A 13,708-nucleotide genomic window follows, 5' to 3' on the forward strand; every position below is an offset into this window, starting at 1 on the left:
GCGGGGGGCCCCGCCGCTCATATCCCGTTGCGCCGTCGTGGATCCGGTGCGATCATCGGCGCCATGATCTCCTCCGTACGAAAGGGCGTGCGCGCCCTCGCGGCATGACCGCCCCGCGGCACGAACGTGCCGCCTTCTGGCAGCGAGCTGCCGCCGTCCGGGACGAATGGCTCGGCCACGGCACGGCCTGCGGGCCGACCGGACAGGCAGTCGCCGAGCAGGCCATCACCGAGCTGTACCGGCGCATCGGCCGCCCCCGGCCCGAGTTCGTCTGGGTCCGCTCTCCTTGGGAAGCCCAGCCGCTGGTCGGGCACCTGCCCACGCTGCAGGACCTCCACACCTGGGTGACTCGACCTCCGTCCGGCAGGCGACCTCCGCTGGCCAGTGACCTGGCCACTTCCCTGGCCAGGATGCGCGGGGCCATGGACGAGCGGATAGACACGCCGCTGTTCGACCCCAAGCCGCCCAAACGCGACAAGGATCGGCCGTGGCCCGAGCTCTCCGCGGAAGCGGCGCTGGCGTACGGCATCCCGTTCGTCGACATCGTGCGCCGCCACGTCCGCGACGCCCTCTACACCTCACTCGCCGGCGGGTTCTACCTGCCCGGCAAGCGCCTGCTGGGCACACCCGGGCCGGTCTGCTGGTACGGCCAGCAGGAGGCGCACTGGATCGCCTACTACGAGGTGTGGCGACGGCTCGGCCTGGCCGTCTACGGCTCCGCCCTGGACGCGGAACTGGACGGCTGGCAGGCCATCGCCCGCACGGCGGGCTGGTTCTGGCCTGACGAAAGGCGCTGCGTCGTCTCGGCCCGCCCGGTCGCCGGAACGACCTTCGCCGACGGCTGGTCGATCACTCCATCCCCGGTCACCACCGGCTGACCTCTGCCGCCGAGCACGTGACGTGCCCGTCGCCACGGGGGCAGGTGGGCACGTCATCCCAGTTCACCGCCATGTTTCGGGACGCTCAAGCGTTCGGAAACGAGCACCGTTCGCCACCTGTCTCCGGGAGACGCTTGTCTACACCGTAGACATAGGTCTACGGTGTAGACATGAACGGTACTGCTGATCGTCTCGTGGAGATCGCCCGGGAGATCCTGCTCGCCGAGGGCGCGGAAGCGGTCAGCATGCGGCGGGTGGCGACGGCGGCCGGGGTCACCCCGATGACCATCTACCGGCACTTCGCCAACCGCGAAGCACTCCTGACGACCATCGCCGACGCCAGCCTCGCCGAGATCGGCGCACGCTGGGCCGCCCGCCCGGCCGCCGCCGACTTCGACAAGCGGGTGGCCGAGCTGCTGGACGACCACCTCGACTTCGCCCTCGGGCAGCCGCACCTGTACGACTTCGTCTTCACCGATCCGCGCGAGGGCGCGCGGCGCTGGCCGGACGACTTCCGCGCGGGCGGCTCGCCCTCGATGAACCTCGTCGCCGACGCGCTGACCGCCGGTATCCGGCAGGACGTGCTGCGCGACCAGGATGTGTGGCCGCTGGCGCTGACCGTCGCCGCACTGATCCACGGCCTGGTCCAGCTGTTCCGGGGCAGCCGGATCGACCTGCCGGAACAGGACTTCCGGGCACTGGTACACCAACTCGTCGGGAAGGTGCTCGATGGCAACCGGGCTTGAGACCGTCGCGGAGCGCGCCGAGGCCGCGCCGGAAAAGCCAGCACATCATGCGGTACGCCGCATGGCGGTGCTCGCCGTGCTCGCGTCCGCGACGCTGGTGTGGTTCGGCACCGGACTCGCGCCGGTCCCGTGGCTGACCTGGCTGGCGCCGCTGCCGATGTTCCTCCTGGCAGCACGGGTGCCGGGGCGGGCCGCCGTCGTGGCCGCGTTCCTCGCCTGGGCTGCCGGAAGCCTGAACATGTGGACCTACTACACGGTGACACTGGAGGTTCCGGCCGTCGTGGTCGTCGGCTTCCTGCTGTTGCAGGCGTCGGCCTTCGCCGGAGCCGTCGGGCTGTACCGTGCGCTGCTGCGACACGGCCGGCCCGTATCGGCCGCACTCGCCGCAGCGGCGGCCTGGGCCGGGGCCGAGTACCTGGTGTCGCTGTTCTCGCCAGGGGGCTCGTTCGCCGCCGTCGGCTACACGCAGGCGGAGGTGCTGCCGGTGGTCCAGGTGGTCTCGCTGACCGGGATCTGGGGCGTCGGCTTCCTGCTGATGGCGCTGCCCGCGCTCGCGGCCGCGGGGCTGGCTGATCGCACGGCCTGGAGACAGCTGCTGGCCGCGGCGGCCGTCCTCGCCGTCGGCACCGCCGGATACGGCCTGCTGCGGTTGCAGGGCTCGCCCACGGGTCCGGGCACGACGGTCGCGCTGGTCGACGTGTGGCAGTCCGAGGACTCGCTGCCGGTCACGTCGCCCGAGGCCCGGCAGGTCCTGGCCGGCTACCTGGACCAGGCGTCGCGGGCCGCATCCGCCGGTGCCACCGTGCTGGTGCTGCCGGAGAAGGTGTTCAAGGTGACCGAGCCGGAGCTCGCCGACCTGGGCCGCAGCATCAGCGCCGTGGCCGCGGGCAGCCGGATCACCATCGTCGTCGGGCTCACGCTCAGGGACCAGGCCGGGGCGCACAACATCGCGATGGCGTACGACGGCGCGTCCGCGGTGCGCTACGACAAGCAGCGCCTGGTCACCGGGTGGGAGGACCACATGATCGCCGGGGACCGGCCGGTGTGGCTGCCCGGCACGCGCACGGGTCTGGTGATCTGCAAGGACCTCGACCATCCCGAGCTGGGCCGGGCATACGGCACGCAGGACACGACCGTGCTGCTCGCGCCCGCGCTCGACTTCGACCGCGACGGCCGGCTGCACAGCCGCATCGCGGTGGTGCGCGGAGTCGAGAACGGCGGCACCGTGATCCGGTCGGCCGGGCGCGGCAGGCTCGTCGCGGCGGACTCCCGGGGCCGCCTCGCCGCCGACGCGGTCACGGGTGCGGGCACCACCAGCGCGCTCGTGTCGGTGCGGCCCGGGTCAGGTGCCACGCCGTACGCCCGGCTCGGCGACTGGTTCGCGTGGCTCTGCCTGGTGTTCATCGCCGGCTGTCTGATCCGGCTCCGTGTCGTTCGCCGCTGACGGCGGGCCTGGCGCGGCCCGCCTAGGCTGGGCACATGGCTGACGGGGCGCCTTCGCGGGCGGCGGCGGGACGCGAGGTCGTCCTGTCGCTGCCGTTCACGGGGCTTTGGCTGGCCCGCAACAGTCCGGCCCGGCGGGTGCCGAGCCACGGCACCGACCTGATGGGCGAGCGCTACGCCATCGACTTCGTCGGGGTGGACGAGCGCGGCCGCTCCGCCGGGCACCGGGACTGGCGGACGCTGCTGGCCACCGAGCCGCCCGACCGGTTCGTCGGCTTCGGACGCCCGATCCTCGCGCCCGGCGACGGGGTCGTCGTGGCGGCACACGACGGCGAACCCGACCACGAGGCGCGCCGGTCGCAGCTGGCGCTGGTGCCGTACATGTTCGGCCAGGTCGGACGGATCCGGCAGGGCGTCACGGCGATCGCCGGGAACCACGTGGTCATCGAGCTGGCGCCGGGCCGGGCGTACGCCGCGCTCGTGCACCTGCGCGCCGGATCGCTGCGGGTCGCCGCCGGGAACCGGGTGACGGCGGGGCAGCAGCTCGCAGCGTGCGGCAACTCCGGCAACTCGACCCAGCCGCACGTGCACCTGCAGGTCATGGACAGCGCGGACCTGTCGGTGGCCCGCGGTGTGCCGATGGCGTTCCGGCACTTCCGGGAACGTCCCGCCGGTGCGGCCCAGTTCCTGATCAGACAGACCGGCGTGCCGGGGGAGAGCGCGATCGTCGAACCGCTGCCCGCCGCCGACGTGAATCACTGACGCGTTCTCGCCGCGAAGTCAGTATCGTCGATGCGATGACGGGCGACCTGACCTTGGATGTGTCCATTCTGGTCGCCGCGCAACTGCTCATCCTGCTGATTCCGGTGCTGACGCCGCACGTGGTCTACGTCGGCCACATCGACCCGGGCCGCTACGGCGAGCAGGCGGCCACGGTCTATCGCGCCAGGATCCTGCTCGCGTTGCCCGCCACGGTGGCGCTGTGCTGGTTCGGCGCGACCCGGTGGCTGGACACCGGCCACGACGTCGTGATCGTGGTGTACATCGCGCTGATCTGCCGCCTGGTCATGGCCGCGGCCCGGGCCGCCCGCGCCACCTGGCGGGGCCTGTCGTGGATCTTCACGGGGCTGGTCGGGCCGCTCGCGTCCTGCGCCGCGGCGTTGAGCGTGGCGGAGCGGGTGGCCTACGTCGATCCGTCGGCCGCGGCGTGGATCTTCGGTGGCCTGCTCGCCCTCGTCGGGCCACCCGCGCTGGTGCTGCTGGCAGGCAGGTTCGCCGGCCAGGGCCCGACCATCGTCGACTGATCGGGGGCCGCGCGCTCGGTCGATGGATGTCGGACGTGCGCGCTAGAGTGTCGCGATGATCGACATCGATAAGCCTTGGGAGCCGCCGGCGGCCGGATCTGAGGTCGAGCACCTGGTCGGGGCCCTGGAACGGCTGCGGACGGTCTTCCGGTGGAAGACCGACGACCTCGACGCGGACGGCCTGCGAGCCCGGGTCGGCGTCTCCACGCTGACCCTCGGCGGCCTGCTCAAGCATCTGGCGGCGATGGAGGACTACCAGTTCACGGTGAAGCTGCGCGGCGAGCCGCTGGGCGCGCCGTGGGACGCCACCGGCTGGGACGGCGACGACGACTGGGAGTTCACCTCGGCCGCCGAGGACAGCCCTGAGCAGCTGTACGCGTACTGGGACGGCGCGGTGGAGCGCTCGCGTGCCCGGCTCGGCAAGGCGCTCGCCGACGGCGGGCTCGACCAGCTGGTGCACGCCGCCTGGCCCGACGGCCGCCGTGCCAGTCTGCGTCGGGTGGTCTGCGACCTGATCGAGGAGTACGGCCGCCACACCGGACAGGCCGACCTGCTGCGCGAGGCGGTCGACGGGCTTATCGGCGAGGACCCGCCGGCGGGCTGGCGGGCTCGGGCGGGGCACTACCGCCTGCCCGGCTGAACCTTGCGGACGCCGCTGCCGGGACCACCAAGGTCCCGGCAGCGGCACCGTGTCACTGCCAGCTGATGTCGCTGGCGCTGTAGAAGCAGTTCACGCCGTCCGCGCCGCTGCCGACGTGGGTGGGCTCGCTGCCCTTCGGGACACCGTTGAACTTGTCGCAGATGACGGTCTCGTGGCTCGAGTCGCCGATCACGGTGATCCGGGTGAACCGCGCGGTGTCACCCCAGTTGATGTTGATGCCGGCGATGACGTCGCCGCTCTTGACCCGCACGTTGTCGATGACCACGTGCCGCTGGTACGACGAGCTGCAGTTGCCGCAGGCCCGGTAGAGCTTGCCGAAGTTCTCCGCGTAGAACCCGCTGATGTGCAGCGTGCCGGGTCCGTTGTGCTGGAAGATCTTGTCCGACGCCGCGCGGGCGCCGCCGCCGATCACGTAGTAGTTCGTGCCGCCGAGGAACGTCGCCGCGTCCTCGCCCACGTCCTCCCACCAGACGTTCTCGATGGTGCAGTTGCCCAGGCAGTGGATGCCGTCACCGGCGGGTGCGCCCAGGATCACGTTCTTGATGGTGGCGCCGGGCGCCAGCTCGAACACGGGGTCCTGGCTCTCGCCCTGGCCGCCGTCGCCGATGCAGCAGTACCGCTTCATACCGCCGTCGAAGACTCCGCTGACCGCGATGGTGCCGTTGCTGACCGGCGCGCTGCCGCTCGGCGTGGGCCAGCCGGTGGGCGGCGGGCTCACGGTCGGCGAGGCTGTCGGCGAGGCCGGAGTCGACGGTGACGACGACGGCCGCGGGCTCGTCGTCGCCGACGGGGCCGGGGTGGTGGGCGTCGTCGTGCCGCCGGTGTTGACCGCGATGTCGTCAAAGGACGCGTTGCTGTACGCGGTCTGCAGGCCGATGCGTCCGCCGGCGATCGCGGTGTTGGTGGCCGATGCGATCACGGTGCCGTCGACGAGGCCGCGGATGGTGCTGCCGTTGGCCTCGATGCCGAGGGTGTACCAGGTGCCGGTGGCCACGGTGCGGGTGACGCTGCCCAGCACGGTGACCGTGCTGCCGTTGACCGCCTGCAGCTGCACCGAGTTGCCCGGCCGCAGGGACAGCCGGTAGTAGACGGTCGCTCCGGTCGAGCGGGCCAGCAGGGAGACGTGGCCGTTGCTGCCGAAGCTCAGCGGCTTGACCCGGGCGGTGACGGTGTACGCGGTCCAGCTGGTGGAGCCGGCGAACTGGCGGGCGTTGTCGGTGCCGGTGTTGCTCTGCTGCAGGGCCTTGGTGCCGTCGGTGACGACCGTCCAGGTGCCGCCGGACTTGGACCAGCCGTCGGCGGTGCCGTCCTCGAAGTTGTCGCTGAAGACGGTGGCGGCGAAGGCGTTCTGGCTGAGCGCGAACGCGCCGGTGGTGAGGGCGAGGACGAGCCCCGCGATGAGGGACCACGTTCGTGGTCGGGGACGGGGGAGCATACGAGTTCCCACGGGTGCCTCCGGGTCGGGGGACCGTGCCGTTGGGCGACGGCACGGGACGTGCGCGGTCCGATGGCGACAGTGCTGATCAGGCACTGGTGGACCGGTGTTTCCGGCTTTGGAAAGCGCTTCCCGAGTGCTGACCGTAGACCCGTTGCGATCTGCCGTCAACAGGCGGACTTCCATGCGGCGATCTGATCTCTGCGAGGGTTCGCCGGCCGGCTCCGGCGAAACGGATACGGGCGGACGGCCGAACTAGCGGTCGCCCGGTAGTGTGCGGCTCGCGCCGAGACGCGGCTCGGCCTGACGGGAGGGCAGCTCGTGGCGGGTTCCCAGATCCGGCTCGGCGCGGTGTTGCTGGCCGTCGGGCTGGTCGCCGGTTGCGGCGCCGACCGCGACGTCAGCGCGGTCGAGGAGACGCTCGTCGAGGGGTACCTCGACCCGCTGGCGGCAGCGGGGATCACGACCGCGGTGACCGACACCTGCAAGTACGCGGGCGGCACGAAGGAGCCCTGGCACCTCAGCATCGAACTACGGCTCGCGGCACCCGAGGGGCAGGTCGCCGACGTGCTGGAGAGCGAGGGCATGGTCGTACGCCGCAACCGTGAACCGATGATCGTGCAGCAGGTGCCGGGCGCGCCCCGTGAGGGCTGGAACGGCGTCCTGGCCGGCGCGGCAGACGGCTCCGTGCTGAGTCTGGTGTTCAACAACGCCAACCACTCCGACTGGCGCGGTGCTGTCGGCTGGTCGGAGGTGTGCCCCACCCCGCAGAGCTGAGGCCCGGGCGCCAACGCGGCCTGCTCCGGCCTTGCCGGGTCGGCCCGATACGGTGGGCGCGTGACCGATCAAGATCTCAAGCCGCTGTTCGCCGCGGCCGCCGCCAACCTCGTCTACAACGCGCCGCTGAGCGAGGAGCGGGTGGCAGACCTCGTCCGGCGGCTGGCCCCCGCGGGCTCGGATCGGCGCGTGCTGGACCTGGGCTGCGGCAGCGGCGAGCTGCTCCGGCGGCTGTGCCGTGCGCACGGCATCGGCGGCGACGGGGTGGAGTACGACCCCGCGATCGCCGAACGCGCCCGCGCGGCGGAGGTCGGCCTCGACCAGGTCACCTTCCACACCGCCGACGCGACCACCTGGACGCAGCCCGCCGACGTCGTCGTCAACGTCGGCGGAAGTCACATCTGGGACGGGACCGCGCCCGCGCTCGCCGCGCTGCACCGGCTCACGACGCCCGGTGGGCGGCTGCTGTTCGGCGAGGGCTTCTACCGGACCGAGCCCACCGGCCAGGTCCGCGAGGCGTTCGGTGACCTGCCCGATCTGGCCGGGCTCGCCCGCATGGCGGTGGCCGCCGGGTTCCGGCCGCTGCACATCGCCGAGTCGACGCTCGCCGAGTGGGACGACTTCGAGTCCGACTGGCGGGCCGGGATCGAGCTGGTCGGCACGCCGCAGGCCCGGGCCTTCGCCGACCAGCGCCGCGAGGAGTACCTCGGCGGCTACCGCGGCGTGCTCGGCTTCGCCTGGCTGATCCTGTTGCCCGCCTGAACCCGTCGTTTCAACCTCTCCCGCCGGGACTGCGTGTTCCGGTCCGTTCGCGCAGGTAGGCGTCCAGTTCGGCGGCGCCGGACAGCATCGCGCGGGCGCGTCCGGTGAGCCGGTCGTGCCAGTCTTCCAGCATCGCCTCCAGCGGCGCGACGCCGCCGGCCGTCCGTACCCGGTCCAGCAGGGGTGCGATCTGGTCCAGCAGGTAGCCGCCGCGCCGGAGTTGGTGCGCCAACCGGGCGTCGCGCACGTCGGCAGGGGAGTAGACGCGGTAGCCGGTCGACGGATCGCGCCGCGGGCGGACCACCCCGGCCTGCTCCCATTTGCGCAGCGTCGCCGGTTTGACGCCGAGCTGCCGGGCGAGCGGCCCGACGAAGGCACCCGCGGCTCGGGACACCACGGGCTCGGTGCCGGCCAGGTCGCGTAGTGCCTGCTCGACCGCCGTGAGGGTGCGTCGGTCGTCGCGCAGCTGCAGGTGGCTGTCGTCGACGATGGCGAGCGCGACCTCGACGGCGTCCTCGTTGACCGCCCGCATGATCGCTGTCGCGGTCTGGTGGCCGTGTCCCGGTGCCAGGGCCGCGAACGCGCGCAGCGCCATGACGTGCAGTCCGGTGTAGACGCGGTAGCCGGACGGGGTGCGGTCCGCGGGCGGGAGGATGCCCGCCTCCTCGTAGTTGCGGATCGCCTGGGTGGACAGCCCCTGTCCCCGGGCCAGGTCGACGGGCCGTAGCCGCGATTCGCTCATGAGGTGACCATCGTTTGAGGGTTTGAGGGCTGATGACGCCAAAGATCGAGAGAAAGTTTACACCGTTGGTTCAACGATACGGTTGAAGGTGTCGACTCGTCGAGAGGATCACACCTGATGACCATCCATTCCGCCCTGCCCGACGCCGGTTGGGCGTTCACCGACGATGCCGGGCCCGCCGTGACACGACTGCTCGACGCGCTGCCGGCTCGGCCGCGGCTGCTCGGCCTCGGCGAACCGATCCATGGGGAGGAGCTTTTCCTTCAGGTGCGCAACCGGCTGCTGCGCCATCTCGTGGAGCACGAGGGCTACCGGTCGATCGCGCTGGAGAGCGACTGCCTGGCCGGGCTGACCGTGGACGCGTACGTCGCGGGCGGCCCGGGCTCGCTCGACGACGTGATGGCGCACGGCGTCAGTCACGGCTGGGGCGCGTTCGCGGGCAACCGGGAGCTGGTCGCCTGGATGCGGGAGCACAACCAGGGCCGTCCGGACGGCGACCGGCTGCGCTTCTACGGCTTCGACGCGCCGACGGAGATGATGTACGCCGCCAGCCCGCGCCACGCCCTCACCGAGGTGCGCGACCACGTGACGGCCTGGGGCGACCCGGGGCAGCTCCCGGACGACGCGGCCCTGATCGAGGAGCTCGCCGGCGGCGACGACCGGTGGACCGATGAGGCGGCGGCGATGGACCCGTCGCGGTCGGTCGGCTCGTCGCCGGAGGCGGTGCGGCTCCGGCTGCTCGCCGACGACCTGCAGGCGCTGCTCTTGGCGCAGGCACCGCGCCTGCTCGCCGCCGCGCCGGAGGAGGACCGGTGGCGGGCCCGGCTGCACGCGCGCGCGGCCGCGGGCCTGCTGCGCTACCACGCGGTCATGGCGGCCGCCTCCCCGTCGCGGTATGCCCGGCTCATGATCACGCGCGACACGATGATGGCCGAGAACCTGCTGGCGATCGAGTCGCGGGAGGCCGACCGGGGCCCGACGCTGGTGTTCGCGCACAACGCGCACCTGCAGCGCGAGGAGGGCCACTGGCAGTCCGACTACCTCAACCAGTCGCTGACCTGGTGGACCGCCGGCGCGATCGCCGCCGCCGGCCTCGGCGAGCGCTACGCCTTCGTGGCCACGGCGGTCGGCGCGATGCACCATCGCGGCCTCGGGGCACCGGCGGCCGACACCTTTGAGGGCGTGCTGTCGACGCTTCCGGACGACCGCTACCTGCTCGACGGCCGTTGCCTGGCGGCCGCGCTGCACGCCGCCGGGGTGGAGCCGGTGCGGCGCGCCGACAACACCGACGACCACGGCTACTTCCCGCGGGACCCCGCCCACGTCGCCGACAGCGACGGCATCCTGTTTCTGCGGGAGGTGCCCGCCGACAAGGGTTGAGTTCGTGCCGGAGGTCCCCGCCGACCAGGGCTGAGCAGACCGGTGCGGGAGGAGTCGCGCTCCCGCACCGGTGGCTGCTCACCGCCAGTCGACCGGCGACGCGTCCGGCCGGTCCGGGGCGCGGCGCAGCGCGAACCCGAGCGCGAGCGCGGCGAACGCGCCCGTCACCGCGAGCCCGGCCCACCACGGCAGCGGAAAGTATCCGGCGTACGGCGCGTAATGCATGGTGACCTGGGGGTATGCCGTCAGCGTCTGCAGCACCGCGAATCCGGCGGCCGGGGTGAGCCGCAGCAGCCAGTCCGCGACGGCGTCGGGCAGCAGCGGCACGACCACCAGCAGGTACGGCAGCACGAGCCCGGCCAGCAGCACGGTCACCGCGAGCCAGGCCCGCCGCAGCAGCACGCCGAGCGCCAGGGCGAGCACGGCGACGAGCGCGAGCAGCACCGCTGTTCCGACGATGACGCGCAGTTCGGTCAGCGGGCCGGCCGAGACGACCGTGATGCCGCCGTCGCGCAGCAGTTTCGTGCCGAGCGGCACGGCCACCGCCACGGCGGCGAGCCCGGTCGCGAACACGGCGCCGCCGAGCACCAGCGCCCGGGCCGCCAGTTGCCGTCCGCCGGGCGCGGCACCGGCGGAGGTGCGCGATGCCGCAAACCGGGCGGCGGTCACGATCAGGATGATCACAGCCACGAACAGGCCGACCAGGGTGTCCTTGGACGTGCGGCCGCCCTCGGTGCCGACCGGGCCGATGTCGCCGGAGCCGGTCACGGTGAGCGTGCCGCCCTGCTCGACTAGCCCGGGCGCGCGGTGGAACTTCTCCCAGTCCGTGTGGCCGAGTTCGCCGACGGTGTCGGCGCGCCACGGGCCGGCCGCCACCCCGCCGGCCGTGGTGACGTTGTCGAAGGAGCCGACGGCCTGGGTGAAGCGCACCTGGCCGATGCTGCCGCCGAGGCCGACGGGGGCCAGGGTCAGGTCGCCCGGCGAGGTGGCGAACAGGCCGATCTGCACCGTTTCCGGCAGCCCGGCGAGCCGGATGGTGCCGACCGGCGTCCACGACGTGCCGCCGGCCGACTCCTCGCCGGTGATGGTGTCGCCCGCGCGGGTCAGCCGCAGCCAGCGCGGCGACTGCGGGGACACGCCGCCGGGCCGGCCGGCCGTGTCGTGGGTGTAGTCGTGCTGCATACGCACCCCGTGCGCGCCGGTCATCAGCAGCGCGGCGTAGGAGGAGCCCTGCCCGAGGCCGTCCTTGATGATGATCCCGGTCTTCGCCCACGGCACCACCCCGGAGACGATCTCGTCGTGGTCCGGCGGCGGGTAGGTGATGGTCCCGGTCATCGAGGTCAGCCGGACCGTGAGGCTGCCGTCGCCGGTCAGCGGCCGGTGCGCGAAGGAGAACAGGTCGGCGACGGGCCGGCCGTCCGGGTCCAGCGGATCGGTGGGGCAGGGCACCTCCACCGGGCCTTCGCTGCAGGAGCCGTGGGTGCTCAGTGCGGGCAGCACGGCGAGCGCGATGACGGCCAGCGCCGCCACGAGCAGGGCGGCCATCCGGCCGCGGCCGGACCGGAAGGCGGACCACTCCGCCCGCGCCAGCGCCCGCGGGCCGATGACCGGGTTTTCGTCAGGGGTAGACATGCTCTCGGTTCTACGGAGCACGCCGTAACACGGGCCGAACCGGCGCTGTCATGCCCCTGTTATGCCGGTAGCGGCATCCTGGAGACCGGCGACATGACGGGGAGGCGCTGATGAGCGGGCGGCGATGGTCGGGCAGGACGGTGAGGCTGCGGTTCACGCTGCTCTACGCGGCGGTGTTCCTGCTGTCCGGGTGCGCGCTGCTGGTGCTCACCAACGTGCTGGCGTCGGTCAGCAACACCCAGCCCGCTCCCGGCCAGTTCCCATCCGCGCAGCAGACCGACCCCGCCCTGGCGCAGCAGCACATCCGCGAGCTGCAGACCCGGCTGGACGAACTCCAGACCATGCAGTCGCGGCGGCTGCTGGTCGGCTCGGTGGTCGCGCTGGTGGTAATGGGGTTGGTGTCGCTGCTGCTGGGCAGGCTGATCTCGGGCCGGGTGCTGCGGCCGCTGCGTACGATCACCGCCGCGACCCGGCGCATCTCCGCCGAGAACCTGCACGAGCGCCTGGCCGTGGCCGGGCCACAGGACGAGGTCAAGGACCTGGCGGACACCGTCGACGGGCTGCTCGCCCGGCTGGAGGCGTCGTTCGCGGCGCAGCGGCGGTTCGTCGCCAACGCGTCGCACGAGCTGCGTACGCCACTGGCCACCATGCGGGCCTCGCTCGACGTCGCGCTCGCCAAGCCCGAGCCCGTGCCCGCGCAGACGGTCGCGCTCGCCGGACGGGTGCGCGTCGAGCTCGACCGGGTCGACCGCCTGCTCGACGGATTCCTGATGCTGGCCCGCGCGCAGCACGGCGCGCTCGCCGACCAGGCGCCGATCGCGCTCGGCCGCCTCGCGGGACAGGCCCTCGCCGCGCGGGCGGCGGACATCGACGCCAGGCGCCTGGCCGTCGACACGACCGGGGTCGCGGACACCGCCGTCGCCGAGGGCAGCGCCACGCTGCTGGCCCGGCTGGTGCAGAACCTCGTCGACAACGCGGTGGTGCACAACCAGGACGGCGGCTGGCTGCGGATCGCGACCACCGCCGCGGACGGCACGGTCGAGCTGGTCATCGAGTCCGGCGGGCCGGTGCTGGACCAGGCGCAGATCGACGGGCTCGCCCTGCCGTTCCGGCGGCTCGGCGCGGACCGCACCGGCTCCGACGACGGCTCCGGCCTGGGGCTGTCGATCGTCGCCGCCGTCGCCGAGGCCCACGGCGGCCGGCTGGAGTTGCGGGCACGTCCGTCGGGCGGCCTGCGCGCCGCGGTGACGCTGCCGCAGGTTCGGCAGGGGGCCGCGGCGTGAGGGTGCTCGTGGTCGAGGACGCGCGGACGCTCGCCGAGGTGCTGGCCGAGGGGCTGCGGGATCAGGGCATGGCCGTCGACGTGGCGCACGACGGCCTGGCCGCCGCGGCCAAACTCGACGTCAACGCGTACGAGGTGGTGGTCCTCGATCGTGATCTGCCCGGCATCCACGGCGACACGCTGTGCCAAATGATCACCGAACGGGACGACCGGCCCATGGTGCTGATGCTGACCGCCGCCGTCGCGCCAGGTGACCGGGTCAGCGGTCTCACCCTGGGCGCGGACGACTACCTCGGCAAGCCCTTCCACTTCCCGGAACTGGTGCTGCGAGTGCGCGCGCTGGCCCGCCGCCGTCCCACGGCGCGGGCGCGGACGCTGCGCGCGGCGGGCGTCGAACTCGATCCGGTGCGCCGCACCGCCACCCGCGACGGTCGGCCGCTGGACCTGTCGGTGAAGGAGTTCGCCCTGCTGGAAGCGCTGCTGTCGGCGAGCCCAGCGTTCCTGAGCACGGAGGACCTGCTGGAGCGGGTCTGGGACGAGCACGCCGACCCGTTCACCAACACGGTCACTGTGACCGTCGGGCGGTTGCGCCGCAAGCTCGGCGGTCCGCCGGTCATCACGACCACGCCCGGCGTGGGCTACCGCATCGCCGATCCGGCGACCTGA

At 72.8% G+C, this 13,708-nt stretch carries 14 protein-coding genes; 11 read left to right on the forward strand and 3 right to left on the reverse strand.

What is annotated here, in order from left to right:
- Positions 1-104: 104 nt before the first annotated feature.
- The 6 genes from F9C41_RS23735 (at position 105) to F9C41_RS23760 (ending at position 5,011) form a co-directional block, all read left to right on the forward strand.
- Complete coding sequence (locus F9C41_RS23735) at positions 105-878, forward strand: hypothetical protein (protein WP_155389048.1); 774 nt, start codon at positions 105-107, stop codon at positions 876-878.
- 170 nt (positions 879-1,048) lie between these two features.
- Entirely contained in the window at positions 1,049-1,624 is a 576-nt protein-coding gene (locus tag F9C41_RS23740) for a TetR/AcrR family transcriptional regulator (protein WP_155389049.1), read from the forward strand.
- Positions 1,608-3,068, forward strand: a complete 1,461-nt coding sequence (locus F9C41_RS23745) for a nitrilase-related carbon-nitrogen hydrolase (RefSeq protein ID WP_155389050.1) — start codon at positions 1,608-1,610, stop codon at positions 3,066-3,068. Before F9C41_RS23740 ends, F9C41_RS23745 begins: the two co-directional genes overlap by 17 nt.
- A gap of 35 nt (positions 3,069-3,103) precedes the next feature.
- Positions 3,104-3,829, forward strand: a complete 726-nt coding sequence (locus F9C41_RS23750) for a M23 family metallopeptidase (protein WP_155389051.1) — start codon at positions 3,104-3,106, stop codon at positions 3,827-3,829.
- A gap of 35 nt (positions 3,830-3,864) precedes the next feature.
- Positions 3,865-4,371, forward strand: a complete 507-nt coding sequence (locus F9C41_RS23755; protein ID WP_155389052.1) for a hypothetical protein — start codon at positions 3,865-3,867, stop codon at positions 4,369-4,371.
- Between the two features lie 55 nt (positions 4,372-4,426).
- Positions 4,427-5,011, forward strand: coding sequence for a mycothiol transferase (locus tag F9C41_RS23760; protein WP_155389053.1), 585 nt, complete (start codon positions 4,427-4,429; stop codon positions 5,009-5,011).
- A gap of 52 nt (positions 5,012-5,063) precedes the next feature.
- Here the strand turns inward: F9C41_RS23760 and F9C41_RS23765 are convergent, their stop codons facing one another.
- A complete protein-coding gene (locus F9C41_RS23765) occupies positions 5,064-6,467 on the reverse strand; it encodes a pectate lyase (protein ID WP_155389054.1) in 1,404 nt (467 codons plus the stop codon).
- Between the two features lie 321 nt (positions 6,468-6,788).
- On the opposite strand from F9C41_RS23765, the gene F9C41_RS23770 reads away from it, so the two are divergent.
- Positions 6,789-7,244 (forward strand): hypothetical protein, encoded by a 456-nt coding sequence (locus tag F9C41_RS23770; protein ID WP_155389055.1) that lies wholly within the window; start codon positions 6,789-6,791, stop codon positions 7,242-7,244.
- A 60-nt stretch (positions 7,245-7,304) separates the two neighbouring features.
- Positions 7,305-8,006, forward strand: coding sequence for a class I SAM-dependent methyltransferase (locus F9C41_RS23775; protein ID WP_155389056.1), 702 nt, complete (start codon positions 7,305-7,307; stop codon positions 8,004-8,006).
- A gap of 10 nt (positions 8,007-8,016) precedes the next feature.
- Here F9C41_RS23775 and F9C41_RS23780 read toward each other — a convergent pair whose 3' ends face one another.
- Positions 8,017-8,748: a TioE family transcriptional regulator gene (locus F9C41_RS23780; RefSeq protein ID WP_155389057.1), complete on the reverse strand. Its 732-nt coding sequence runs from the start codon at positions 8,746-8,748 to the stop codon at positions 8,017-8,019.
- A gap of 117 nt (positions 8,749-8,865) precedes the next feature.
- On the opposite strand from F9C41_RS23780, the gene F9C41_RS23785 reads away from it, so the two are divergent.
- The gene (locus tag F9C41_RS23785; protein ID WP_155389058.1) at positions 8,866-10,128 is read left to right on the forward strand and encodes an erythromycin esterase family protein; all 1,263 of its coding nucleotides are present in this window, start codon (positions 8,866-8,868) and stop codon (positions 10,126-10,128) included.
- A 78-nt stretch (positions 10,129-10,206) separates the two neighbouring features.
- On the opposite strand, the gene F9C41_RS23790 is transcribed toward F9C41_RS23785, so the two are convergent.
- Positions 10,207-11,760, reverse strand: a complete 1,554-nt coding sequence (locus tag F9C41_RS23790; RefSeq protein WP_155389059.1) for a DUF1349 domain-containing protein — start codon at positions 11,758-11,760, stop codon at positions 10,207-10,209.
- A gap of 110 nt (positions 11,761-11,870) precedes the next feature.
- Here F9C41_RS23790 and F9C41_RS23795 point away from each other — a divergent pair, with 110 nt between their 5' ends.
- Both F9C41_RS23795 and F9C41_RS23800 read left to right on the forward strand, forming a co-directional pair.
- Positions 11,871-13,043 carry a sensor histidine kinase gene (locus F9C41_RS23795; RefSeq protein WP_155389060.1) on the forward strand — a complete coding sequence of 391 codons (1,173 nt, stop codon included), beginning with the start codon at positions 11,871-11,873 and terminating at the stop codon, positions 13,041-13,043.
- The gene (locus F9C41_RS23800; protein WP_196279915.1) at positions 13,040-13,708 is read left to right on the forward strand and encodes a response regulator transcription factor; all 669 of its coding nucleotides are present in this window, start codon (positions 13,040-13,042) and stop codon (positions 13,706-13,708) included. Before F9C41_RS23795 ends, F9C41_RS23800 begins: the two co-directional genes overlap by 4 nt.

It is taken from the genome of Catellatospora paridis (assembly GCF_009720365.1).
Classification (GTDB): domain Bacteria; phylum Actinomycetota; class Actinomycetes; order Mycobacteriales; family Micromonosporaceae; genus Catellatospora; species Catellatospora paridis.